We start from the raw sequence: 25338 nt of genomic DNA on the forward strand, positions 1-25338 counted from the left end.
CTCTCTGGCCCGTGTCGGTCTCTTCCTGCTGAACCCAACGCCGTAACGTGTCACGGCCACAGCCGATTTTCGGTGCAATCGCCTTGATCGCCGCCGACGGGCTCTCGTAGCGGCCTTGATTGTCGAGCACCATCCGCACGGCCCTCGCGCGTGTCTCAGGTGAGTAGCGGTTCGCTCTGTTGTCCTTTTCCATGGCTCCAATCCTTTCTCAACTTGCAGCCTCCGGAAAACCCGGAGCGGTCCAAACTCCGGGGAAAAGGGAAACTCGGCCATCACCCGATTTGTGCAACAGAGCCGTCGGGAACCCATCATTGCTGCTCACCTGCCACCTGCCACGTGAAAACTGAATCAGCGCTCAGGTCTTCACGCAAGCAGTGTTTTTCAACGGACTAGGGCCCAGTGCCGACCTTGGCCACCACTCTAAAATACAGCAATCCGGTTCGCCATTGCGGCCATTCGTGCAATACGCAGCATCTCTGTCCCTCGAAAGACAGCAGGGCCGGGCGAAGTCGACGGTCGCGTCCTTGTCGCCTGGCTGTTGTCTGAGTGGCATCATCGGCGCGACCGTTCAGCCGGGAAGCTCGTCGATCCTTTCGATGGAGGCCAGGTCGTTGTCCCAGTTCGCGCGACTGGAACAGCAGATATGCGCGTTGGGTCGCATATCGAACCGGCTGTCGAGCGACCCTGCCGGCACCACAATCAGACCAATCTCCGGCTGGGAAATAGGCAGTGCGGATCCGCAGTCGGCGCAAAAGCTTTTCATGTGGCGTGAACCAGGGAGGTGAAACGTCTTGATCTTGGCCTCGCCTGAAACCCAAATGAGTTTGGCTGTGGATGAAAACAGGTTTGCCGAATGGGCCGAACCGCTATCCTTGCGGCAGCGGGAACAGTGGCACAGGAAAAAGCTCTCGAACTCTCCTGATATACGGAATTTCACTGCGCCGCAGAGGCATTGTCCCGTGGTCGAATTGTTGTCCATTCACATTCCTCGCGAGCGGCGCCGCCTTGCCTCCAGATGAGCGCATTTCTTTGGTCCCTTGGTCCCTTGTATCCGCGTGTTGGACCCCGGTCAAAAGGGGCTGAATGTGAGGCAGTCTCGGTGTCACAATACTTCAGCGGATTGAAAGCCAGGCCTGCTGCCGTTCGCGGCCCAGACCGGACTTTTGATACATCGACACGCGCTGCTGTGCGGCTTCACCTGCCGGACAGAAATGCAAAGTGCAGCGTGCTGTTTGGTATAGGCGAGCAATGCGGTTGACTGCACTCAGATCGCACGGTTTGCTGCCTCCGAAGGTATTTCGGTGGCTGCTCGTCACATAGCGCGGGGAAGGTCTGTCTTCGGCCTCAGCTATTGCCGACCGTGATGTGTTTCTTGCCGGGGTGTGGCACGTCCTCGGCCGAAGGCGTCGGCAGATCGAAATAGTCGAACGTGCCTGCATAGCCGTTCCCGCCCATCCGCCCGAGCGCATCGAGTTTTTCGTGATCGGAATAGAAGGTGTCGGGATCAATGATGTCTTCGCGGATATGCGCGCGCAGGATTCGGCCAAGGATGATTTCGCGTGCGGAACTGACCGAGATGCCAAGGTAGCGTTCGCATTCGAAGGCCACTGGTGCTTCGGCAATACGGGGGCAGGCCACCCGGTCGCCTGCGATTGCGGTCAGACCGGCCATCTGCAACTCGTCCACCTGCGGTGCAAAATTGGCGGCTGTCACGGACATGGCTGCGACATTGGCGCGGTCGACGATATTGACCGTGAAGCATTCGGTCATCCGAATGTTGTAGGCCGTATCCTTGAAACTGCGGTCCGGCTTGTTTTCGACCCCAAGCGCAAGGATTGGCGGATCGGCGGACAGGCAGTTGAAAAATGAATAGGGCGCGGCATTGGCTATCCCGTCGGGCGAGATCGTGGTGACCCAGGCGATCGGGCGCGGCACGATGGTGCCGATCATCACCTTGTAGGCCTCACGCGCAGAGAGATCAGCGAAGTCGAAGGCGTGATAGCCGTTGTGAATGGTCATTGAGCCAGTTCCTTGCCGTAATGTGAAAGAATGGATTGGATACTATCTGGATGGGCGGAAAGTTCGGCCCGACCGGCGACAGCGCCGAGATGGTGCTCCATGATCTGGATGGCGCGTTGCGCATCGCCGGCGCGGATCGCCTCGATGATCTGCGAATGTTCGTCGACTGCGCAATCGGAGGAATGGCTGCGCGCATAGAGCGACATGATCAGCGAGCAGCGCAGCACCACCTCCGAGACATATCGGGTGAGCACCGGGTTGCCGGTGAGCTCGGCCAGCAGCACATGAAATTCGCCGGCGAGGCGGATCGACACCGGGCCATCCTTGCCGCGCACCGATTCTTCTTGGCGCACATGGGCCTCGAGCCGATCATAGCCGCTGCGCGGCATACGCTCACATAGTAAGCGAATCACGTCGTTTTCGAGACAGCGCCGCACTTCGAAGACGTTCTGTGCCTCGTCGCGCGAAGGTTCGGCGACAAAAGCACCGCGATTGCGACGGGTGATCACCAGCCCTTCATGCTCAAGCCGCACCAGCGCGTGGCGCACGATGGTGCGCGAGACACCGAACTGCTCGCCCACAGTGTCCTCTGGCAGTCGCATGCCCGGCTTCAGCGCCTGTTCGATGATCGCCTTGCGCAGCAGGTCATGCACCGCGTCAGTCAGCGTCGCTTTGTCTTCACTCATGATCCGCTCTGCCTGTCAAATTCGCACAATCAGTATCGCATACAGTTGAGTCAGTCAATTGGATACAATTATCTTGCGTTGTTGTATTCGATGTGTCACCCAACATGCATCGTATCCAATTTCGCCTCCTTCGAGAGACAATCCATGGAAAAAGGGACAGACACATGAAACTTCGACATCTCATGCTCGCATCCGCAGCAGTCGCCGCTTTGGCAGGCACTGCGCAGGCCGAGAACGTGCTGAAATGGGGCGCCAACCGCGATATTGGCTCGCTTGACCCTTATTCCTTTGGCGACAGCTTCACCATCAACGTGCTCAACCACGTCTACGAAGGGCTTGTGCGCTACAACAAGGACCTCAAGATCGAGCCAGCGCTGGCGGAAAGCTGGGAAATCCTCGACGATCAGATCACCTGGCGCTTCAAGCTGCGTGAGGGCGTTACCTTCCACAATGGCAACCCTTTCACCGCCCAAGACGTGGTTGCCTCGCTCACCCGTGTCAGCGACGAGACATCGCCGCTGAAGGGCAACCTGCCGGCCTATGTCAGCTCCAAGGTGGTGGATGACCTGACCGTCGACATCACCCTGAACGGCACCTATCCGCTGCTGCTGAACGATCTCACCAACATCCACATCTTCGACGAGGAATGGATGACCGAGCACGACGCGCTGATGCCGACTGACGTGGGCGCGGGCACCGAAGGCTATGCCACTTATAACGCCAACGGCACCGGGCCGTTCATCGTCGAAAGCCGCCAGCCGGACGCCAAGACCGTGTTCGTGGCGAACCCCGACTGGTGGGATGAGCCGCAGCACAACCTTGACAGGATCGAACTGACTCCGGTGGGCTCGGCGGCGACCCGCGTGGCCGCGCTGCTGTCCGGAGAGATCAGCTTTACCAATGACGCTCCGGTGCAGGATCTGCCGCGTCTGGCTGCCGCGCCGAATGTCGAGGTGCTGGAAGGCGTCGACCTGCGGACCGTGATGATCGGCTTTCCCTTCCGCGACACGCTGACCACCGGCGAGCCCAACCCGTTTGTCAAAAAATCGGTGCGCGAGGCGCTTTACAAGGCGATCGACCTCGACCTGATCCACCAGAAGGTGATGCGCGGCAAGTCTCGCAACGCCGGTGCCACCGTCGCACCGCCGATCCCCGGCTATACCGAGGCGCTGGACGAGCTGCCGGGCTATGACCCCGAGGCGTCGAAGGCCCTGCTTGCTGAAGCGGGCGTCCCCGAGGGGCTGGAGTTCGAATTCAATTGCCTCAGCGACGGGTTGGTGAACGAGGAACAGTTCTGTCAGGCCATCGCCTCGATGTGGAGCCGGATCGGCCTGTCGCCCAAGCTGGACGTGGCGCCGCGCGCGGTGCAATCGCCCAAGCGGACCAATGGTAAGACAGACGTCTACACGCTGGGCTGGGCGACGCTGCCGCTGCTCGACAGCTATTCGCCGCTGCTGCAGATCTTCCATTCCAAGGATGGCAATGCCGGGGTCTTCAACTGGGGCGGCTGGTCCTACCCCGAGCTTGACGCGCTGATCGACGCAGCGGGCAGCGAGCTTGACCTCGACGCGCGGCTGGCACTGCAAACCGAGGCGCTGCAGATGGTCAAGGACGAGATGATCATGATCCCGCTGCACCAGCAGCCGATGGCCTGGGCCGTCACCGAAGAGGTGGCCGAGATGCCGCTGTTCCCGGATGCCAAGCCGCGGCTGTGGTTTGCTAAGATGGGCTCTGGCTCCTGACCTGATTTCGGATCGCCCTTTCGGGGCGATCCGACCGGCCGGGGGATGTCATCCCCCGGACCCCCTGACAGCCTTTTCGCCAAGATGAAGGGCGCAAGTCTGCTCCCTGAGCCTGACGAACACTGGAGACCGGAATGATTGCCTTTCTTATCAAACGAACCGCAAATGCGGCCTTCGTCATGCTTGCGGTGGCGCTGCTGGCCTTCGTGATCTTCCGTTTCTTTGGTGATCCGGTTGAAATGATGGTGAACGAACAGGCCACCCTGCAGGACCGCATCGAATTGCGCGAACGGCTGGGTCTGAACGACGGTTTCGTCACCCAGTACACCCGGTTTGTCACCAACGCGGTGCAGGGCGATTTCGGGATTTCCTATCGCAACCAGCAAGACGTGATGGTGCTGATCAAGGAGCGTTTCCCGGCGACCTTCGAGCTGGTGCTGGTGGCCACGGTGATCTCGCTGGTGGTAGGCATCCCGGCGGGGGTGATCACGGCCGTCTATCGCGACAGCGGATTGGCCAACACGCTACAGTTGGGCTCGATCATCGGCGTGTCCTTGCCAAGCTTCGTGGTGGGCATCCTGTTGATCCTTGCCTTCTCGGTTTCGCTTGGCTGGCTGCCGGCCTTCGGGCGGGGCGAGACGGTGGACATCGGATGGTGGTCGACCGGGTTGCTGACGCCCTCGGGCCGCGCCGCGCTGGTGCTGCCGGCGATCTCGCTCTCGACCTTTCAGGTGACGCTGGTGATGCGGCTGGTACGCGCCGAGATGCTGGAAACCCTGCGCGCCGATTACATCAAGTTCGCCCGCGCTCGCGGCGTGCCGACCAGACGCGTGCAATGGCGTCACGCGCTGCGCAACTGCCTGATGCCGGTGATCACGCTGACCGGTATGCAGATCGGCAACCTGATCGCCTTCGCGCTGGTGACCGAAACAGTGTTTCAATGGCCCGGCATGGGGATGCTGTTCATTCAGGCGGTGACCTTTGTCGATCTGCCGGTGATGGCGGCCTACCTGCTGATCGTTTCGTTGATTTTCGTCGTCCTCAATACGCTCGTCGATATCACTTACGCCTGGGTCGATCCGCGTCTGCGCGACGACAGCGCCCGTGGCAATGGCTGAACCGGAGACCCCCATGGACAAACCACTGCCCCTCAACCCGACCCCCGCCCTGCAACGCCCTTCGCGGCTGACCCGTTTGCGCGAAAGTGACCTGTGGTTTTCCTTCTGCGCGCATCCCTCGGCGATCTTTGCCGCTGCGCTTTTGGCATTGGTGGCGCTGACTGCTTTCCTTGCCCCGTGGATCACCCCGCAGAACCCCTATGATCTGGCGGCCTTGGAGCTTTGGAATTCCGAGATCCCGCCGATCTGGGAGGCAGACGGCCAATGGCCTTATCTGCTGGGCACCGACACCCAGGGCCGCGATATCCTGTCGGCGGTGCTTTACGGCTCTCGCATCTCACTGATCATCGGTTTTGCATCGGTCATGCTGGCGCTGGCCGTAGGGCTCGCACTGGGGCTGGTCGCTGGCTATTTCGGTGGCTGGATCGACAACGTGATCATGCGGGTGGGCGATGTGTTGTTGTCGATGCCTTTTATCCTGATCGCCATCCTGATCACTGCCATTGCCAGCGCCTCTCTGCCCACGGGTCTGAAGGACGTGCTTGCCGCCCCGATCCTGATTTTTGCCATCGCGGTGCCGTCATGGGTGCAATATGCCCGCACGGTGCGGGCCTCGGCCATGGTCGAAGCAAAGAAGGAATACGTGCAGGCGGCCAAGCTGATCCGGGTGAAAGCCTGGCGGGTGATGCTGCACCACATCCTGCCCAACTGTCTGACGCCGATCCTGGTGGCGGCGACGCTGAACTTCGGACTTGCCATTTTGTCGGAAGCGACCCTGTCCTTTCTCGGGGTAGGCATGCCGCCGGATCAGCCGTCACTCGGCACGCTCATTCGCATCGGCAACCAGTACCTGTTTTCCGGCCTGTGGTGGATCGTGGTTTTCCCGTCGATCCAGCTCTGCCTGATCGTACTCTCGGTCAACATGATCGGCGACTGGCTGCGCGACGCACTCAACCCCAAACTGCGGTGACTTTCATGACTTCCAAGACCATTCAAAACGTTCGCCCGATGGGCGGCCCGGCCACCGACCTGCATATTGCGGATGGCATGTTTGTCGCGCAAGCACCGGACGGGGCCGAGGTGATCGACGGCGGCGGGCGCATCATGATCCCCGGCCTGATCGAGGCGCATACCCATCTCGACAAATCGCTGCTTGGCCTGCCGTGGTATCGCAACGAGGTCGGCCCGCGTCTGATCGACAAGATCGACAACGAGCGCGAGGTGAAGGTCTCGCTCGGGCTTGATCCGCAGGTTCAAAGCGAACGTCACGCCATCCTCGCAATGTCGCACGGTTGCACCCACATCCGCAGCCATGTCGATGTCGATACCCACCACGGGTTGGCGGGGATCGAGGGCGTCATGGCCACGCGCGAAAAGCTGGCCGGGATGATCGACATCGAAATCGTGGCCTTCCCGCAGTCGGGCATGATGACCCGTCCGGGCACCGCCGAACTGATGGATGAGGCGCTGGCCATGGGGGCCGATCTGGTCGGGGGCATCGACCCCTGCGGCATGGAACTGGATCCCAAGGGGCATCTGGATACGGTGTTCGCGCTGGCCGAGAAACATGGCAAGCCGGTGGACATTCACCTGCACGAACGCGACGCGCTTGGCTGGTTTTCGATGGAACAGATCATTGATCGCACCGTTGCGCTGGGGATGCAGGGCAAGGTGGCGATTTCCCATGCCTTCTGTCTTGGTGCGGTGGATCGCGCCTATGTGGCTGGCTTGCAGGAAAAACTGGCCGAACATCGCATCCACATCCTGACCACCGCACCGGCCTCGGCCCCGGTGCCCGCGGTCAAAGAGCTGAAGGCGCTTGGCATCCTTACCGGCGCGGGCTGCGACGGCATTCGCGACACATGGGGGCCTTACGGCAACTCGGATATGCTGGAAAAGGCGATGCACATCGGCATGCGCAACAACCTGCGCCGCGATGACGAGGTGGAACTGGCGCTGGAAATCTGCACCTCTGGCGGCGCGGCGATCATGGAGGTCGAGGGCTACGGGCTAGAGCCGGGCTGCCGCGCCGATTGCGTGCTGGTCGAGGGCGAGACATTGGCCGAAGCTGTGGTCACCCACGCGCCGCGCAAGCTGGTGCTTAAGGGCGGAACAGTCACCGCCCGCGACGGCGCTTGCGTGATCGAGGCACCGTGATGCAGGGGCGCACGCTTCTTTCGGCCCGCTGGGTCATTGGCCATCAAGGCGGGCGCCACGCGGTGCATGGGCATGGCGTGGTGGTGATTGAGGGATGCGACGTGCTGCATGTGGGCGCCAGTTTCGAGGGCGAGGTGGCACGGCGGATCGACTATGGCGAGGCGGTGATCTCGCCCGGCTTCATTGATCTCGATGCGCTCTCCGATCTCGACACCACGATCCTGGGCTTCGACAACGGCCCGGCGTGGAAAAAGGGCCGGGTCTGGCCCGAAAGCTACATCGCGCGCGGCCCCTACGAGATGTACGCCCCCGAGGAGCTGACATTCCAGAAGCGTCATGCCTTTGCCCAGCTTATCCGCAATGGCATCACCACGGCGCTGCCCATAGCCTCGCTATTCTACCGCGCGTGGGGCGAGACCGTCGCGGAATTCGATGCCGCCGCCGCCGCTGCCGCAGACCTCGGGCTGCGTGTCTACCTTGGCCCTGCCTATCGCACCGGCGGGCAGGTGACGGACGGGGTTGGCAATATCCGCGCGGTCTTTGACGAGGCGCGCGGGTTGCAGGGGCTGGCCGATGCCGCCGAGTTTGCCGGGCGCATCGACGGTATCGCCAGCGGTCGCATCCGCGCGATGTTTGCCCCAGACCGGATCGAGACCTGCACCGAAACGCTGCTGCAACGCACCGCCGAGATCGCCGCCGAGATGGGTGCCCCGGTGCGCCAGCATTGCAGCCAGTCGCCCACCGAACTGCGGTTGGTGCGCGAACAGCATGGCTGCGCGCCGATCGAGTGGTTGAGCCGCATCGGCGCTCTGCGCCCGAACTGGTTGCTGCCGCATGGCACACAGGCCACCGAGACCGAATTCGATCTGATCGCCGGGGCAGGTGCCACGCTGGTGCATTGCCCGTTGGTTGCCGCGCGCCATGGCGGGATGCTGAAAAGCTTCCCGAAAGCCCGCGCCAAGGGGATCAACATCGGCCTCGGCACCGACACCTACCCGGCAGACATGATCCTCAACATGCAGATCGGCATGATGATGGCCCGCGTGTCTGACGGCATGGAAGCGATCCGCTCCGAAGATATGTTCGATGCCGCCACCCTTGGCGGAGCAAACGCGCTGAACCGGGCTGATCTGGGACGCCTTGCGCCCGGTGCCAAGGCTGACATCGCGGTGATCGACCTCAGCCACAGCTTACAAACCCCCGATCCGGTCCAGACGCTGATGACCGGTGCAAGTGGCCGCGACGTGCGTGATGTCTGGATCGACGGGCGGCAGGTGATGGCCGACGGCGTGATCCCCGGCGTCGATGCGGCGACGGACGCCGCCCGCGCCCAAGCCCAGTTTGACGGGCTGATCGCCAAATACCCAGACCGCACCGCCGGTCACCCGCCGCTGTCCGAGATCTTCACCCCCAGCTACGAGAGGGCCACGCCATGAACGATGTCGTTCTCGACGTGCAGAACCTGCGCGTTGAATTTCCCACCCGAAAGGGTGTGCTGACCGCCGTTGACGATATCTCGCTGCAAATCCGCCGCGGCGAGATCCTTGGCGTGGTCGGAGAATCCGGTGCCGGCAAATCAATGACCGGCATGTCGATCCTTGGGCTGTTAGAGCCGCCGGGGCGCATTGCTGCAGGGACCATTCACCTGTCTGGTGACCGGATAGACAACCTTGATGACCGCGCCATGCAATCCGTGCGCGGCCGCCGCATCGGTGCGATCTTTCAGGACCCGCTGACCTCGCTCAACCCGCTGTTCCGGGTCGGAGATCAGCTTATCGAGACCATACGGTTGCACACCGACCTCGACAAATCCGCCGCCCGCGAGCGCGCCAAAGAGCTGATGCGCGAGGTCGGAATTCCGGCAGTGGAAGAGCGGATTGACAGCTACCCGCACCAGTTCTCTGGCGGAATGCGGCAGCGGATCGTGATCGCCTTGGCGCTGTGTGCCGAACCCGAACTGATCGTGGCTGACGAGCCGACCACCGCCCTTGACGTGTCGATACAGGCGCAGATCACCGCGCTGTTGAAACGGCTGTGCCGCGAGCGGGGCACGGCGGTGATGCTGGTGACGCATGACATGGGGGTCATCGCCGAAACCGCAGACCGGGTTGCGGTGATGTATGCCGGGCGTCTGGCCGAGATTGGCGCCGTGGACGATGTGGTGCGGCGTCCGCAGCATCCCTACACCACCGGGCTCATGGGCTCGATCCCGTCGCTGCGCCACGACGTAGAAGAATTGCAGATGATCCCCGGCTCGATGCCGCGGCTCAACGCCATCCCGCAGGGCTGTGCCTTCAATCCACGCTGCGCCCATGCCGGGCCGCGCTGCCGCGCCGAGGTGCCGAAGATTGCGTGCGAAGAGACCACCGGCGCCGCCTGCTGGCTGGCGCAGACCGGCACTGTCGATCAAGGAGAAGCCGCATGACCCTGCGCAGTAATGCCATCCTCGAAGTCGATGCGCTGGAACGCCGCTTTGACGTCTCCGCGCCTTGGCTCAACCGGTTGATCGAACGCAAGCCGCGCAAGACCCTGCGCGCCGTCGATGGCGTCGATTTTGTCATCCAGCGCGGCCAGACCCTCGCCTTGGTGGGCGAGTCGGGCTGCGGCAAGAGCACCATCGCCAAGCTGGTCACAGGGCTGCACGCGCCCTCTGGCGGCAGCATCCGCTTCCACGGAGACCGCGACCGGCTGCAGATGATCTTTCAGGATCCCTTTGCCAGCCTCAACCCGCGCTGGCGCGTCGCCCGGATCATCGCCGAACCGTTGCGCACGCTCAAGCCCGACACGCCTGAGGCCGAGGTTTCGGCCCGCGTTGACGAGCTTTTGCGCACCGTGGGATTGGCGCCCGCAGATGGGGTGAAATTCCCGCACGAGTTCTCTGGCGGGCAGCGGCAACGGATTTCCATCGCCCGGGCGCTGGCCGGAGAGCCGGAGTTTCTGGTCTGTGACGAGCCGACGTCGGCGCTTGATGTGTCTGTTCAGGCGCAGGTGTTGAACCTGATGAAACGGCTGCAAAAGGAGATGGAGTTGACCTATCTCTTTATCAGCCATGATCTGAGCGTGGTGCGCCACATGGCCGATGTGATCGCGGTGATGTACCTTGGCCGCATCGTCGAGATCCAGCCGACCGCCGATCTCTTTGCCAACCCGCTGCACCCCTATACCCGGCTTCTGCTCGACACGATTCCGGATCTCGACGCACCGCGGCGCGACCGCAGCCCGATGGGGGGCGAGGTGCCATCGCCGGTCTCGCCGCCCTCGGGGTGCAGCTTTCACCCGCGTTGCCCGCTGGCTTTTGATCGCTGCAAGTCCGAACGCCCCCAGCGCAATCCCAAGACCCACAACCGCCGTGTCGCATGTTTTGCGGCTGACGAAGGAGCCCAAGATGTACAATGAAACCTTCCTGCGCCGCGCCATTGAAATCTCGGCTCAGGCGCTTGAGACCTCCGGCACCGAACCGTTCGGCGCGGTGATCGTCAAGGACGGGCAGATCGTTGGTGAGGGCATCAACCGATCAAAGATGAACCACGATCCGACATCGCATGGCGAAACCGAAGCGATCCGGGATGCCTGCCGCCATCTCGAAACGGTCGATTTGCGTGGTTGTGAACTTTACTCCAGTTGTGGGCCCTGCGCGCTCTGCGTGGCTGCGATGAACATCGCCGGGATCACCGCCCTTTACTACGCCGCTGACATGGCGCAGGCCGGTGACGCCATCGCCGATCTGCCCGAGGCCGCGCGCTTTCCGGTGGATGTCGAGCGGTTAACTCATGAATGCGGGCACGCGGTCGCGGAGCGTTTCATGCCTTCCGAACAACATCTGGACGCCGAGGCCACGAAGATCCTGAAGGATTGGGCAGGCCACGCACGATCGCAGGTCTGAACGTTTGGCTGCTCTACCTTCACCTGAATTCCACTGGCGACTGTATTTTTCAGGGGTGTCTGGGCTCACCTAGATCTCATCGATCTCAAATACCCATTCGCCAAGGTCGATCTGGTTTTCGATGAGTCGCTTGATCCAGTCGTCGATCTCGTGTGGCTCGAAAATACCGCACTGGGCCAAGGCGCGGCGCATGTCTATCTGCTCGCCAAGAAAAGTCAGCACGACAGCGGAGGCTGCGGGTTTGCGCCCTCGACGCTTGGAGCCTCCGGTTTGCACCCCGCGTAGGTGGCCGGGGCGGGGCGCATAGGATGGATACAGCATCAGTTGCCTGATCGAACTGGCGCTTAGAACGTCATGTTCAATGATGTGGATGCGGTGCCCAAGATGGAAAGCGAAGCCTTCATGCTTCCCGAGAAATCGCGCTCGGACTTGCTGGGGGTCGACTCCAACCTCGATATTCTTCCACAGATAGCGGCCGTCTTGCTCGGTTATCACGCACAGCGAGCGTGTGATCCGACCCGGATAGCCAAACGTATAGGAATAGCGGAAGTACCAGCCGGTATAGCGCGTCATCTCGCCAGAGAGGCGGTGCAATTTTTCTATAGCGTCCAGATGTTGCGGCGGCGCAGCGGGGCGTTTCAGCGGTTTGCGCAATGAGATGAGACCGGCAAAGCGTTTGGGGTCCATCAATAGCTCCGACTCGGTGACGCCGAAGAAGTCGCAGATGCGCCGCATGTTGTGACGCGAGGGACGCACCGAGCTGGCGAGATACTTGTTGAACTGCTGGCGGTTGATATCGACACGCCGGCAAACCTCGGCGATCGAAGGAAGCAGGCTGCAGGCGAAGCCCAGATTGGTCGGGAAATGGTCATCGTTCCTGCCGCCTATCGCTTACTGAAGCACAAAGAGTGTCAAGAGATACAGGAGTGCGAAGTTGCCGGAGCGCTGAAAGGCGCGTTTACTTACGCCGAATTACAAGAATTGCGATCTGGTCCTCCAGGAAAATCGTCACCAAGTTCTCTCATGCCGTGCGCGAGATCGAACATACCGAGATCACACTGCCGGACGGCACCCGTCTGGCCGCGCGTATCTGGATGCCCGAAGGCGCCGAAGCGGCACCTGTGCCCGCGATCCTAGAATATCTGCCGTATCGCAAAAATGACGGTACGCTCGCGCGCGATAAGGGTCGCGCGCCATATATCGCCGGTCATGGCTATGCCTATGTGCGGGTCGATATTCGCGGCACTGGCGAATCCGAAGGCGTGATGGAGGATGAATACACCGCCTCCGAGTTGCAGGATGGCTGCGACATCATCGCGTGGCTGTCCAATCAGGATTGGTGCGATGGCAATGTGGGCATGGTTGGCATCTCTTGGGGCGGGTTCAACGGCTTGCAGATCGCGGCCCTTCAGCCTCCGGCGCTGAAGGCGATTGTCACGCTCTGCTCGACTGATGACCGCTATGCCGATGACATTCACTATCTGGGCGGCACGATGCTCTGCGAGCAGATCAGCTGGGCCGCGACGATGTTTTGCTACAACAGCGTGGCCCCCGATCCCAGACATGTGGGCGAGCGCTGGCGCGACATGTGGAGGGACCGGCTGAAGGGTAGCGGGCTCTGGCTGAAGAACTGGATGGAACATCAGACGCGCGACGCGTTCTGGAAACACGGCTCGATTTGCGAAGATTATTCAACGGTGCAGGTGCCTGTCTACGCCGTTTCGGGCTGGGCTGACGGCTATCCGCGCACGGTGTTTCGTTTGATGGAAAATCTGAGCGGCCCCAAAAAAGGGCTGGTCGGACCCTGGTCGCATAGATACCCCCATATCGGCGCGCCGGGCCCGGCGATCGATTGGCTGGGCGAAGAGCTGCGCTGGTGGGATCAGTGGCTTAAAGGCTGCGAGACCGGGATCATGGACGAGCCACAGCTGCGTCTTTTCATGCAGGATCACGCGAAGCCCCAAGGCAGCTACGAAATGCGCGAAGGCCGCTGGGTCAGCGAGCCGTCCTGGCCGTCGCCGAATATCGCTCGCGTTGCCTGGTCGCTTGACGAGGCTGGCACGTTGGCGCGCAACGGCGTGGGGCAGGGGAGGGCGCATGTCTCCACGCCTGCCACGGTCGGATTGCAGGCGGGCAAGTGGTGCTCTTACGGCAAACATGGCGATCAGCCGGTGGATCAGGGGCCGGATGACGAGGCAAGCGTTACGTTTGAGACCCCACCGCTCGAGGCCGATTTCGAGATCGCCGGGGACCCCACGCTCGACATCAGCTTTACTTGCGACAAGCCGGTGGCGCTCATTGCGGTGCGTTTGATGGATGTGGTGCCGGACGGCAGCGCGACGCGCTTCAGCTACGGAGTGCTAAACCTCACCCACCGGGACAGTCACGAACACCCCGAGATGCTGGTACCTGGCCAGACCTACAGGGCGCGCGTTCCGCTGAAACATGTGGCCCAGACACTGCGTAAGGGGCACAAGCTGCGCCTTGCGCTCTCCAACACGTACTTCCCGATGGTATGGCCCTCGCCCGAGGCAGCGGTGCTGACGCTCGATCTGGCGAATTGCACCCTCACCTTGCCTGAACGCAACGGATCTGATGGCGAACTGCGTGATCTCGGCACACCTGTCGAGGCACCGCCGACGGAGACTGAAACGCTTGATAAAAGTGGCTTTGACTGGAAGGTCGAGCATCTGGACAAGGGTGGCGCGCGTGTCACGATCACCGACGATGCCGGCACCATCCGTATTGTTGCCAGTGACCTGACAGTCAGCATGAAATGCGTCGAGACCTACGAGCTGGCCAGCCCGGACGATTTCACCCCGACAGCACATATAACGTGGGAGCGTGGTGCGCGGCGCGGAAGTTGGGCAACCCGAAGCGAAACCGAGACGCTTGTGACCGCGACGCGCACCCATTGGCGGATCCGCGCAAAGCTGCGCGCTTGGGAGGGCGAGACGCTTTATCATGAAGAAGAGTGGGACAAGTTGATAGCGCGCGATCACGTATAGGCGGTGCATTTCGCGAATTGATGAATGACGGGACGCCGGTAAGACGCGCCGCAAAATAACAAGAAAGAGTTAGAACGCCCAAAACCACACATACCATCACCCTTGGTCGGCGCGGCTTTTTGCAAGGTGCCGCAGCGGCGGGCCTTGCCGCTGGTACGATGCCTTTGGCAAGCGCACTCTACGCGCAGTCGGGTAGCGTGCTGCACGCCTATTCCAGTGCCGATATCAAAAAGCTGGACCCGGCGTTTTACCAGAACAGCGTCGACATCGACGTGATGAACTGTCTCTATTCCAAGCTGGCAAGCTACAAGCCCGGCCGCGAATGGGACATCGAGCTCGAGGCGGCCGAAGAGCTCGAGCAGATCGACGACACCCATATCCGCTTTAAGCTGAAGCCGGGCATCATGTTCTCGGGCGGCTACGGGGAGATGACCGCCGAGGACGTCAAATTCTCGTTCGAGCGCGTGCTAGAGCATGATAGCCCGGTCAAAAGCGACTGGGGCCCACTGCAATCGGTCGAGCTTGACCCCGAAGACAAATACGCTGGCACCATTGTGTTGGAGAAGGCATTCCAACCGCTCTGGAGCATTTCCATTCCCTACGGCGTTGGCTTCATCCTCTCCAAAAAGGCCGTGATGGAAGCGACCGGCGATGGGGGCGATTTCGGGATTACGCCCTCTGCCGTCAGTGGCCCTTACATGCTGGAAGAGTGGAAGCCGAACCAATACACCAAGTTGGTGCGCAATCCGGAGTATACCGGCGATCTGAAGCCGGGCTACGACGAGATCCGCATCATGCCCATGGATGACGAGAAGGTGGCAGAGCGCGCTTATGAGGCGGGGGATCTCGACTATACCCAGCTGACCCTGTCCAGCCTTGCGAATTACAAAGCCAACCCACCGGCCAACACCACGATCGAGGAATATCCGTCGCTCTACTACGTGTGGGTCGGCATGAACCTTGAGAATGATACGCTGAAGAACGAGAATCTGCGCAAGGCGATCCAATACGCGATCAACGTTCCGCAGATTCTGGATGCCGCCTATTTTGGCGAGGCAGCCCCTTCGACAGGTCTTATCGCGCCGGGCCTGATCGGGCACCGTGCGCAATCCATCGTCCCGCCCGAGGGCAACCTCGACACGGCGCGCGCGTATCTGGAGAAGGCCGGAGGCGCACCCTCGCAGCCGATCACCATCGACACGCTCAATGCGACGACATGGAAGACCATCGCCGAGGTCATTCAGGCGCAGTTGGGTCAGATCGGCATTCAGGTGCAAGTCAACGTGCAGGACACCGGCTCTTTCTACACGCTCGGAATGGAAAGCGAGGGCGACCGTTGGAAGGATATGCAGCTGGTCATCAACCGCTTTTCGATGCTGCCGGATCCGTTTTATGCGACCTCCTGGTTCACAACCGAACAGGTCGGCGTCTGGAACTGGGAGCGTTTCTCGAACCCGGAGTTTGACAGATTGCATCAGGCCGCGCTGAGCGAGGCCGATGCCGAAAAGCGCGCCGCGATGTATCACGAGATGCAGGACATGATGGAAGAGAGCGGCGCCTACCGTTTCCTCACTCATGAGGGCAGCCCGGTGATGTTCCGCGACGATGTTGAAACCGCACTGCGCCCCGATGCGCGTCCGCTCTATCTGGGCTTCAAACCCGCCTGAGCCAGACCCAAGCATTGCACCCGGCCGCTGTAAGAGCGGCCGGGTTGCCTGTTCTAATAGACCCCGATTCCAAGGAACCCCCCGCCGATGGCGATCTACGCAATACAGAGGCTGCTCCTGTCGGGGCTCATTGTCGTTGTGGCCGTGACGCTTCTCAATCTGATGCTACATCTCGTGCCCGGGACCCCGCGGTGATGGTCCTCGGGCCTCGGGCCACCCCCGAGCTGATCGAACAAACGCGCGCCGCCATGGGTCTCGACCGCCCCTTCGCGCTGCAGATGATCACCTTTTTCGGCAACCTGCTGCGCGGGGATATGGGCGTAGATGTCTTTACAGGGCGCAGCGTCACGACCACCGTGATGGAGGCATTGCCCTATACGCTGGCGCTGATCACGGCGTCCATACTGTGGGCTGCGGCCATAGGCATCCCTCTTGGCGCCTATTCCTCGATCCGGCGCAATACCTGGATCGACCGTGTCACGGGGATCCTGTCTGTCGGGACAATCTCGATTCCGTCTTTCGTCATGGCGCTTTACAGTGTGCTCATCTTTGCCGTCTGGCTGCGCTGGCTGCCTGCCATCGGCGCCGGTGAAGGGTTTGGCGGCCAGATCGTACATCTCATCCTGCCGGCATTTGCCGTTGGCGTCCCATGGGTGGGCTATATCGCTCGGATTGTGCGCGCCTCGATGCTTGAGATCATGGGCGAAAGCCATGTCCGGATGGCCCGCGCTTTTGGCCTGACCGAGCGGCGGATCACGCGTGCCTATGTGCTGCGCATCGCCGTGCTGCCAGCCGTCACCTTGATAGGCGCCGGCGTGGCGCATCTGTTCTCGGCGGCGGTTTTCGTCGAGGTCATTTTTGCCCGCCCCGGCATTGGTGCGCTTATCGTCTCGGCTGTGAACGAGCGTAATTATACCATCGTTCTGGGGGCGGTGCTCGTCACCACAGCGATCATCGTTCTTGCCACATTGATCTCGGATATCATTATCGCGTGGCTCGACCCGCGCCAGCGCGAGGGGATGTAAGATGGGCGACGTTGCAACCACCTATAAACAGCCTTCGGCGCTGTGCATATACGCCCGCCAGCTGGCGCAGAACCCGATGGGACTGATGGGAGCGATCCTCGTCCTGATCATTGTTGGCATCGCCGTCTTCGGGCCCTGGCTTGCACCTTATGATCCGAACCAGATCATGATCGGTCCGCGCATGGGGCCTCCCTCGGCCGCGCATTGGCTGGGCACAGATCATTTGGGCCGCGATCTTCTCAGCCGTGTGATCGCCGGGGGGCGCATCGCCATGCTGGTCGCATTCGTCACATTGGGCGCTGCGATGACTGTTGGCCTCGCGCTAGGTCTGATCGCGGGCTATGGGCCAAAATGGCTCGACAACATCTTGCTGCTGGTCTTCGATGCGATCCGCTCCTTTCCGGTGATCGTCTTCGGGCTTGCCGTGGTCACCCTGATTGGTCCGTCGCTTTACACAGTGATCCTTGTGGTCGCGATCACCTCGATCCCCATCTACGCGCGCATCGTGCGCACCCAAACGCAGACCCTGCGCAATGCCGAATTCATTCTGGCCGAAAAGGCCATGGGCGCGGGCACATTGCGCATCCTTGCCGTTCATGTGCTGCCGAATGTGCTTGGGCCGCTGTTGATCCTTGCATCTATGGACGTCCCCATGGTCATCGCAACCGAAGCCGGGCTGAGTTTTCTTGGGATGGGGGTGCGTCCGCCTGCGCCGTCTTGGGGCACGATCCTGAACGATGGCTACAATTTCATCCGCAATTCGCCTTGGCCTGTCATCGCCGGATCGGCGCCGATCATCCTTGTGACCATCGGCTTCACCTTCCTTGGCGAGGCTCTACGCGATATTTTTGACCCCAAACTGAGGCGCGCTCAATGAATCCAGAGACGCTACTGCAAGTGCAGAACCTCTCGATCGAGTTTGGCACGTCCAGCGGGCGGCTGCGCGCGCTGCGTGGTATTGATCTGGAGGTGCCCAAGGGCCGCATCATGGGGCTGGTGGGCGAGAGTGGCTGCGGAAAATCCACGCTCGCCTACAGCCTGTCGGGACTTTTGGCCGGGAATGGCGAGGTGAGCGGTGGCGCGATCCTGTTTGACGGTGCTGACGTCACGAAGATGAGCGACAAAGAGCTGCGCGACATCCGCGGGCGGCGCGTGTCGATGATCTTTCAGGATCCCATGACAGCGCTCAATCCCGTCATTACCATCGGTCGTCAGATGTTGGACATCCAATATCGCGAGCCCGGTACCAATGCCGAAAAGCGGGCGCGCGCCGCCCGGATGCTCGAGCGGGTTGGTATCCCTGATGCGGCAGCCCAGCTTGGCTCTTATCCGCACCAGTTTTCGGGCGGTATGCGCCAGCGGGTTTGCATCGCCATGGCGCTTTTGACCAAGCCTGATCTGCTGATTGCCGACGAACCGACGACCGCGCTTGACGCCACGCTCGAAGTGCAGATCATCGAACTGCTGCGCGAACTTCAGCAAGAGATGGACTGTGCCATTGTGTTCGTCTCGCACCATCTGGGAACCGTGGCCGAGCTATGCGATGATGTGACGCTGATGTACGCGGGCGAGGTGGTCGAGCGCGGCAGTGTCCGCGATGTCTTTCACAACCCTGCGCATCCCTACACGCAGGCACTGCTCGAATGCGATCCCGCGCGGATGAAGGTGGCAACGCGGCAGCTGCCGACCATCCCGGGCATGCTGCCGAATCTCGTTGATGTGCCGCAGGGCTGCATCTTTGCATCTCGCTGCCAGCATGTCTGGGAGCGTTGCCGCAGCGCGCATCCACATCTTTCCAAGACAGCAACGGTCGGCCACCGTGCTGCTTGCCACCTTCTGGACGCGGAGGGCCGGACATGAGTGTGCTTCTGGAGGTCGAGAACCTTGTGGTCCGTTATCCTGCCATGGGGCGGGTGCGCGCCGCACTCCGTCGCCAAGAGCGCGAATTTGATGCCGTGGCCGGTGTAAGTTTCTCCATCGAGGCGGGGCAGACACTGGGTCTGGTCGGCGAAAGCGGGTCGGGCAAGTCCACCGTCGCACGCACGCTCATGGGGCTTAAGCGCGCGGGATCGGGAAGCATCCGCTTTGACGGGCGCGACATCACCCGGGCTGGCGCGCAAGATTACGCACGGCTGCGCCGAGAAATTGCCATGATGTGGCAGGACCCGGTGGGCTCTCTTTCCCCGCGCCTGACCGTGGGCAGCCTTGTGACCGAGCCTTTGCGCATCCACGGCAAAACTGCCGATATGGCGGCCGAAGCCAAACGCCTTCTCGAGATGGTCGGCCTGCCCGAGCATTTCGCGGGTCGCTTTCCGCATCAGCTTTCGGGAGGTCAGGCGCGGCGTGTCGGGGTCGCGCGCGCATTGGCGCTCGACCCGCGGCTCATCATCGCGGACGAACCGACGGCGGGCCTTGATATGTCGGTGCAGGCCGAGGTGCTGAACCTTTTGGCGGAGATGCAGGGCAGGCTGGGCATTGCGATCCTTGTCATCACCCACAATCTCAACGTTGTTCGCCATATCACCGATCGCACGGCAATCATGTATCTGGGCCGTTTCGTGGAAACCGGTCCGACCGAGCAGATATTCCAAGCGCCCCGCCATCCCTATACCGGGGCGCTGTTGTCAGCCAACCCCGAGCCTGACCCGGACGCGGCCCGCGCGCGCATCACCCTGACGGGCGAAATGCCGAGCCCTCGAAACCGTCCCTCGGGATGCGAATTCCACGGCCGCTGCCTGCGCGCGCAGCCGCAATGCAGCGCTACAGTGCCCGAATTCTCTTCGGCCGGGGACCAACATGCTTTCACGTGCCATTTCCTGGTCAGGAATGGCGCGGGGTGAGTTGTCGCGGAGGAATGGAAGAGTCGGAATGCCTGAACTTACATTGGTTCACGAGCATTGGCGAAGCACGAGGCACACACCGTCCGGTGGTTGCGGCCCTTTGCGGACTAAATCGCCCTGGGTTTGTCGGAGACCATCAACTTAAGTAAGGATGATGGTTATGACAAAAGGCAAAATGGCAAATCGCCAGAGGTCCGCGCACGGGCGGTCAGAATGGCGTTCGAGCATCAAGGCTTATACGAAACGCAGGCGGACGCGATTGCGGCCATTTCACCGAGGACCGGGATCGGATCAAAGCGCTCGAACGTGAGGTTCGCGAACTGCGCCAAGCCAACGAGATACTGCGTAAGGCGTATTTTGCACCCACTCTCATCGTTTGCGAAGCAAACGACTGCCGTGCAGCGGGACGGAACTCGACCGCCCACTGAAGCGCTGATCGCATTCATTGAAGATCAGCGCGTTGTCTACGGCGTCGAGTCGATCTGCAAGGTTCCGCCGATCGCGCCGTCCATTGCCCGGCAGGCGATTGCGCAGCAATCTGCCGAGAGGGGACATATTCCCACCGCCTGGCATGCCTCGCTGATCGGTCCAAAGCTTCGGCGCGCCATCAGCGTGACCGAGAGCTTTGCCCGCAGATCCAACGGGTCTGGGATGAGAATTCCCAAGTCTACGGGGTCCGTACGGCATGGCATCAACTGAAGCGCGAGGGCTTTGAACTGGCGCGCCGCACGGTGGAGCGAGTGATGAAACAGATCGGCATCCGTGGTGCCGTGTGTGGAAAGGCGGTCAAAACCACGGTTCCTGACAGGTCAGCGCCCTGTCCGCGTGACAAGGTGAACCGTGTATTCCGGGCACCAGCCCCAAATCTGCTATGGGTCAGTGACTTTACCTACGTTTCGACATGGCAGGGCGTTCGGCATCGGCATCGAACCGATGGCGACCAATGCCTCACTCTATGTGGCCTTCGCCATCGACACATTCGCTGATCGCATCGTCGGATGGCGGGTCTCGCGGTCTGCCAAAACGGACTTTATCCTCGATGGTCTGAAACAGGCCCTGCATGATCGACGCCCTGTTCAGAAGGGCGGATTGGTCCACCATTCGGATCGTGGAGGGCAATATTTGTCTATCCGATACACCGAGCGTTTGGCCGAAGCCGGGATAGAACCATCAGTCGCCAGTGTCGGCGACCCGTATGATAATGCCCTCGCTGAGACGATAAACGGTCTCTACAAAACCGAACTGGTCCATCGGCAGGGGCCGTGGCGCAACATGCAGGATCTGGAAATGGCCACACTCGGGTCGGTCGATTGGTTCAACAACCGCCGACTGCTTGGCCCCATCGGAAACATCCCGCCAGCAGAGGCTGAAGATAACTTCTATGCACAGCGCGACGTGCTCGACATGGTCGCGTGAAATGAAGCTATAGGTCCCCGACAGAACCGGGGCGATTCAATCATCCTCTCTCGGGACATTGCTTCGGAATACCCTGCCGGGCAGTGGTCAGGCAGGTCAGGATCAAGCCAACTTCTCACACATGCAAGCAGGTGCTGCCGGTCAAAGGATCGCCAGCGAACCACGCTGCCTCAGGTTGTCATTGCAAGACGAGCCGTGCGTGGTCTTGTATGTCGCGGGGGGCAACTGCGTATGCCTTCCCGCTATCTTGTTGGAGTCACGCAGTGACTCCCTGACGAGGGTTGGGCGACAAAGCCCCCATAGATCTATCTCTTCCGCCTCTTAACATTGCCCCCATGCTGCCCCGGCTTGCCCGCCGTCGATCTCCCCCGCGATTTCACCGCGTCTTCCGAGGCGCGCTCGACCGCCTGCTGCCGCGCCAGAGGGTCGTCCGATACCGCGAGGTTTACCGCTTCGAGCCGTTTCACCTCGTCGCGCAGGCGGGCGGCTTCCTCGAATTCGAGGTTTTCGGCGGCCTTGCGCATGTCGGTGCGCAGCCCGTCGAGCACTGCCTCGAGATTGGAGCCAGCGCGCGCGATGTCGACGTTGGCGGTCACCCGGTTCATGTCGACATCGCCCTGATAGAGCCCGGCCAGAATGTCATCGACGTTCTTCTTGACCGTGGACGGGGTGATGCCGTGTTCCTCGTTATAGGCGATCTGCTTGTCGCGGCGTCGATCGGTCTCGGCCAGCGCGCGTTCCATCGAGCCGGTGACGCGGTCGGCATACATGATGACCCGGCCTTCGGCGTTGCGCGCGGCGCGGCCGATGGTCTGGATCAGCGAGGTTTCGGACCGCAGAAAGCCTTCCTTGTCCGCATCCAGAATGGCGACCAGCCCGCATTCGGGAATATCCAGCCCCTCGCGCAGCAGGTTGATGCCGATCAGAACGTCGAACGCCCCAAGCCGCAGATCGCGCAGGATCTCGATGCGCTCGATGGTGTCGATGTCGCTGTGCATGTAGCGCACCTTGATGCCCTGCTCGTGCAGATATTCGGTCAGATCCTCGGCCATGCGCTTGGTCAGCGTGGTGCACAGCGTGCGATAGCCCTGCGCGGTGACCTTGCGGATTTCATCCAGCAGATCGTCGACCTGCGTGGTGACGGGGCGGATTTCGATCATCGGATCGAGCAGGCCGGTGGGGCGGATGACCTGTTCGGTGAACACGCCGCCTGCCTGTTCCATTTCCCAGTTTGCCGGGGTCGCCGAAACAAACACCGATTGCGGGCGCATGGCGTCCCATTCCTCGAACTTGAGGGGGCGGTTGTCCATGCAGGACGGCAGGCGAAAGCCGTGTTCCGCCAGCGTGAACTTGCGCCGGTAGTCGCCCTTGTACATCGCGCCGATCTGCGGAACCGAGACATGGGATTCATCGGCAAACACGATGGCGTTGTCGGGGATGAATTCGAACAGGGTGGGCGGCGGCTCGCCGGGGGCGCGGCCCGTCAGATAGCGCGAATAATTCTCGATGCCGTTGCACACGCCGGTGGCCTCCAGCATCTCGATATCGAAATTGGTGCGCTGCTCCAGTCGCTGCGCCTCCAGCAGCTTGCCCTCGTTGACCAGCTGATCGAGCCGCTGGCGCAGCTCTTGTTTGATGCTGACCACGGCCTGATTCATCGTCGGCTTGGGCGTGACGTAATGCGAATTCGCATAGATGCGGACGCGCTCGAAGCTGGCGGCCTTCTGCCCGGTCAGGGGATCGAATTCATCGATGCTTTCCAGCTCTTCGCCAAAGAACGACAGCCGCCATGCCCGGTCTTCAAGGTGGGCGGGCCAGATTTCCAGCGAATCGCCGCGCACCCGGAAGCTGCCGCGCTGAAAGGCCTGATCGTTGCGTTTGTATTGCTGTGCCACAAGGTCGGCCATGACCTTGCGCATCTCGTATTCCTTGCCAGCGTGCAGATCCTGCGTCATCGCGCCATAGGTCTCGACCGAGCCGATGCCATAGATGCATGACACCGAGGCGACGATGATCACGTCGTCGCGTTCCAGCAGCGCGCGGGTGGCCGAATGGCGCATCCGGTCGATCTGTTCGTTGATCTGCGATTCTTTCTCGATATAGGTGTCGGAGCGCGCGACATAGGCTTCGGGCTGGTAGTAGTCGTAGAAGCTGACGAAATACTCGACCGAATTGTCGGGGAAAAAGCTTTTGAATTCGCCGTACAGCTGCGCCGCCAGCGTCTTGTTGGGCGCAAGGATGATCGCCGGGCGCTGGGTTTCCTCGATGATCTTGGCCATGGTAAAGGTCTTGCCGGTGCCCGTTGCACCCAGCAGCACCTGATTGCGCTCGCCGTCGAGCACACCTTGCGACAGCTCTTGGATGGCGGTTGGCTGATCGCCCGCCGCGTTGAAAGTGGTGTGCATCACAAAGCGCTTGCCGCCTTCAAGCTTTTCGCGCGCCTTCACGTCCGGGGCTGGGGCGTGCAGCATCGGGGCGGACTTGTCGGAATGGGCATAGGGCATGGCGGGATCCTTGGCTGCAAGGCGATGATGTGCCCTTGCGGGTGGCAGATTCAAGAGCCCGTCATCCGCCAAAATTTCAGGCGCGTTGCCCGGTTGCCCCGAGCGATCAGCAATCGGCTGTAATCTAGTGATCTTTTGCGAAAGGCCAAGAGCGGGTTGGTCACCCCGCGAATTATCGGCCGATCAGCGCTCTGGTGCGGCGGATTTTGCGTTGCCAGAAGCGGCGGGCGGGACGTAGCTTTTGTCAGCAAATAGCCGGCCCAGTCTGACGACGGACGCAACTGCCCCCTCGCTCCGCGGTGTCCGATTTGGTCCGCGCGCTGTTTGCCGCGATCCGCGGCGCGGCAAAATCGTTTGGAAACCGCGTGATCTCTTGCCCCGAGACATCGGATCACCGATAAAGGCCACATGTTTTTGGAGGGATTCCATGCGCGCTCGGATCTATCAGCCAGCCAGAACCGCGATGTCGTCGGGACAGGCAAAGACCAAACACTGGTTGCTTGAATTTTCGCAAAGCTCTGCGCGCGAGGTTGATCCGCTGATGGGCTGGACGTCGTCGGACGACACGCAAAGCCAGGTGCGGCTGAAGTTCGACAGCAAGGAAGCGGCGCTGGAATACGCCAAGGAGCACGGCATCGACGCCGCCGTCGCCACGCCGCACAAACGCAAGCCGAACGTCCGCGCGCGTGGCTATGCCGAGAACTTTGCCGTTGATCGTAAGGGCGCGTGGACGCACTGAGCGTTGTAAGAGACACCTGAGTTTTTCCCAAGGAAGGCTAAGTTTTTCCCGGGATCTACATGTAGGGCGCCCATTGGGCGCTCTTTCCATATCTAGCACATGCTTGCAAAGCGCGCGGCTGGGCGCATGATCCCGCGCAAGGATGCTTCACCTGAGGAGGACCCCTATGGCAGGCAAGGTTCTAGACAAGAAGAACCTCCTTGAGCTGGGTGCGGACACGCCGGGCGACCTGCTGCTCGAGGCGGTGAAGGGTCACGCTGCGCGCCAGCGGCGGGTGCGCATGGCGCTTTGCGCCGATCTGGGCCCCGAGGCGATCACCGCCGACATGCGCAAGCGCTTCGCCTCCATTCGCCGCGGCCGCAGCTTCATCTCCCGCAAGGCGCAGTAGAAGCTGGCGCAGGAACTGGCGGAGATGACGACGCTCATCGAGACCAGCATCGCGCCCGATGCACCGGACGCGGCTTTCGATCTGCTCTGGGCGCAGCTTCAACGCGCCGCCGGGATCCATGAGCGCACTGAACCGCCCCGGTTTTT

The 25338-nt window shown here is 61.4% G+C and carries 21 protein-coding genes, 3 pseudogenes and 1 other annotated feature; of the genes and pseudogenes, 17 read left to right on the forward strand and 7 right to left on the reverse strand.

Annotated features, from left to right (window positions below; genetic code table 11):
• The 4 genes from KO516_RS05040 to KO516_RS05055 all read right to left on the reverse strand — a co-directional run.
• The coding region (locus tag KO516_RS05040; protein ID WP_216002723.1) for a transposase at positions 1 to 193 on the reverse strand (193 nt) is incomplete at its 3' end.
• A gap of 375 nt (positions 194 to 568) precedes the next feature.
• Positions 569 to 979, reverse strand: coding sequence for a GFA family protein (locus KO516_RS05045; RefSeq protein ID WP_216002724.1), 411 nt, complete (start codon positions 977 to 979; stop codon positions 569 to 571).
• Between the two features lie 365 nt (positions 980 to 1344).
• Positions 1345 to 2019: a flavin reductase family protein gene (locus tag KO516_RS05050; protein WP_216002725.1), complete on the reverse strand. Its 675-nt coding sequence runs from the start codon at positions 2017 to 2019 to the stop codon at positions 1345 to 1347.
• Positions 2016 to 2705, reverse strand: coding sequence for a GntR family transcriptional regulator (locus KO516_RS05055; RefSeq protein WP_216002726.1), 690 nt, complete (start codon positions 2703 to 2705; stop codon positions 2016 to 2018). Before KO516_RS05055 ends, KO516_RS05050 begins: the two co-directional genes overlap by 4 nt.
• A 164-nt stretch (positions 2706 to 2869) precedes the next feature.
• Here KO516_RS05055 and KO516_RS05060 point away from each other — a divergent pair, with 164 nt between their 5' ends.
• The 8 genes from KO516_RS05060 to KO516_RS05095 all read left to right on the forward strand — a co-directional run bounded on the left by KO516_RS05060 (position 2870) and on the right by KO516_RS05095 (position 11605).
• Positions 2870 to 4447 carry an ABC transporter substrate-binding protein gene (locus KO516_RS05060; protein ID WP_216002727.1) on the forward strand — a complete coding sequence of 526 codons (1578 nt, stop codon included), beginning with the start codon at positions 2870 to 2872 and terminating at the stop codon, positions 4445 to 4447.
• Positions 4448 to 4581: 134 nt separating this feature from the next.
• Entirely contained in the window at positions 4582 to 5565 is a 984-nt protein-coding gene (locus KO516_RS05065; protein WP_216002728.1) for an ABC transporter permease, read from the forward strand.
• Between the two features lie 13 nt (positions 5566 to 5578).
• A complete protein-coding gene (locus tag KO516_RS05070; RefSeq protein ID WP_252737408.1) occupies positions 5579 to 6535 on the forward strand; it encodes an ABC transporter permease in 957 nt (318 codons plus the stop codon).
• A 5-nt stretch (positions 6536 to 6540) separates the two neighbouring features.
• Positions 6541 to 7722 carry an amidohydrolase family protein gene (locus KO516_RS05075; RefSeq protein ID WP_216002730.1) on the forward strand — a complete coding sequence of 394 codons (1182 nt, stop codon included), beginning with the start codon at positions 6541 to 6543 and terminating at the stop codon, positions 7720 to 7722.
• Positions 7722 to 9158, forward strand: coding sequence for a chlorohydrolase family protein (locus tag KO516_RS05080; protein ID WP_216002731.1), 1437 nt, complete (start codon positions 7722 to 7724; stop codon positions 9156 to 9158). The genes KO516_RS05075 and KO516_RS05080 overlap by 1 nt, the downstream gene beginning before the upstream one ends.
• Positions 9155 to 10147, forward strand: a complete 993-nt coding sequence (locus KO516_RS05085) for an ABC transporter ATP-binding protein (protein WP_216002732.1) — start codon at positions 9155 to 9157, stop codon at positions 10145 to 10147. The genes KO516_RS05080 and KO516_RS05085 overlap by 4 nt, the downstream gene beginning before the upstream one ends.
• On the forward strand, positions 10144 to 11118 hold the full coding sequence (locus tag KO516_RS05090; protein ID WP_216002733.1) for an ABC transporter ATP-binding protein: 975 nt from the start codon (positions 10144 to 10146) through the stop codon (positions 11116 to 11118). The genes KO516_RS05085 and KO516_RS05090 overlap by 4 nt, the downstream gene beginning before the upstream one ends.
• Positions 11108 to 11605 carry a nucleoside deaminase gene (locus KO516_RS05095; RefSeq protein WP_216002734.1) on the forward strand — a complete coding sequence of 166 codons (498 nt, stop codon included), beginning with the start codon at positions 11108 to 11110 and terminating at the stop codon, positions 11603 to 11605. Before KO516_RS05090 ends, KO516_RS05095 begins: the two co-directional genes overlap by 11 nt.
• A 69-nt stretch (positions 11606 to 11674) precedes the next feature.
• On the opposite strand, the gene KO516_RS05100 is transcribed toward KO516_RS05095, so the two are convergent.
• Together KO516_RS05100 and KO516_RS24690 are read right to left on the reverse strand one after the other, a co-directional pair.
• Positions 11675 to 12292 carry a hypothetical protein gene (locus tag KO516_RS05100; protein WP_252737409.1) on the reverse strand — a complete coding sequence of 206 codons (618 nt, stop codon included), beginning with the start codon at positions 12290 to 12292 and terminating at the stop codon, positions 11675 to 11677.
• A gap of 12 nt (positions 12293 to 12304) precedes the next feature.
• Positions 12305 to 12493, reverse strand: a pseudogene (locus KO516_RS24690) (helix-turn-helix domain-containing protein); the annotation flags it as partial.
• A 140-nt stretch (positions 12494 to 12633) separates the two neighbouring features.
• On the opposite strand from KO516_RS24690, the gene KO516_RS05105 reads away from it, so the two are divergent.
• The 7 genes and pseudogenes from KO516_RS05105 (at position 12634) to KO516_RS05135 (ending at position 21561) form a co-directional block, all read left to right on the forward strand.
• Positions 12634 to 14613: a CocE/NonD family hydrolase gene (locus tag KO516_RS05105; protein ID WP_371742029.1), complete on the forward strand. Its 1980-nt coding sequence runs from the start codon at positions 12634 to 12636 to the stop codon at positions 14611 to 14613.
• A gap of 95 nt (positions 14614 to 14708) precedes the next feature.
• Positions 14709 to 16280, forward strand: a complete 1572-nt coding sequence (locus tag KO516_RS05110) for an ABC transporter substrate-binding protein (RefSeq protein ID WP_371742030.1) — start codon at positions 14709 to 14711, stop codon at positions 16278 to 16280.
• Positions 16281 to 16324: 44 nt separating this feature from the next.
• Entirely contained in the window at positions 16325 to 17305 is a 981-nt protein-coding gene (locus KO516_RS05115; RefSeq protein WP_252737411.1) for an ABC transporter permease, read from the forward strand.
• A 1-nt stretch (position 17306) separates the two neighbouring features.
• On the forward strand, positions 17307 to 18182 hold the full coding sequence (locus tag KO516_RS05120) for an ABC transporter permease (RefSeq protein ID WP_216002735.1): 876 nt from the start codon (positions 17307 to 17309) through the stop codon (positions 18180 to 18182).
• Positions 18179 to 19165, forward strand: coding sequence for an ABC transporter ATP-binding protein (locus tag KO516_RS05125; protein WP_216002736.1), 987 nt, complete (start codon positions 18179 to 18181; stop codon positions 19163 to 19165). The genes KO516_RS05120 and KO516_RS05125 overlap by 4 nt, the downstream gene beginning before the upstream one ends.
• Entirely contained in the window at positions 19162 to 20145 is a 984-nt protein-coding gene (locus KO516_RS05130) for an ABC transporter ATP-binding protein (RefSeq protein WP_216002737.1), read from the forward strand. The genes KO516_RS05125 and KO516_RS05130 overlap by 4 nt, the downstream gene beginning before the upstream one ends.
• A 213-nt stretch (positions 20146 to 20358) precedes the next feature.
• Positions 20359 to 21561: pseudogene (locus KO516_RS05135) on the forward strand (IS3 family transposase).
• Positions 20546 to 20652 (forward strand) — a sequence feature (AL1L pseudoknot). (Overlaps the previous pseudogene by 107 nt.)
• Before the next feature lie 305 nt (positions 21562 to 21866).
• Here the strand turns inward: KO516_RS05135 and uvrB are convergent.
• On the reverse strand, positions 21867 to 24065 hold the full coding sequence (gene uvrB, locus KO516_RS05140) for an excinuclease ABC subunit UvrB (RefSeq protein ID WP_305833060.1): 2199 nt from the start codon (positions 24063 to 24065) through the stop codon (positions 21867 to 21869).
• A gap of 427 nt (positions 24066 to 24492) precedes the next feature.
• Between uvrB and KO516_RS05145 the strand changes: the two genes are divergently transcribed.
• Complete coding sequence (locus tag KO516_RS05145; RefSeq protein WP_216002738.1) at positions 24493 to 24804, forward strand: ETC complex I subunit; 312 nt, start codon at positions 24493 to 24495, stop codon at positions 24802 to 24804.
• Positions 24805 to 24970: 166 nt separating this feature from the next.
• A pseudogene (locus KO516_RS24695) lies at positions 24971 to 25338 on the forward strand (DUF6880 family protein); the annotation flags it as partial.

Source organism: Citreicella sp. C3M06, assembly GCF_018860705.1.
Lineage (GTDB): Bacteria > Pseudomonadota > Alphaproteobacteria > Rhodobacterales > Rhodobacteraceae > Salipiger.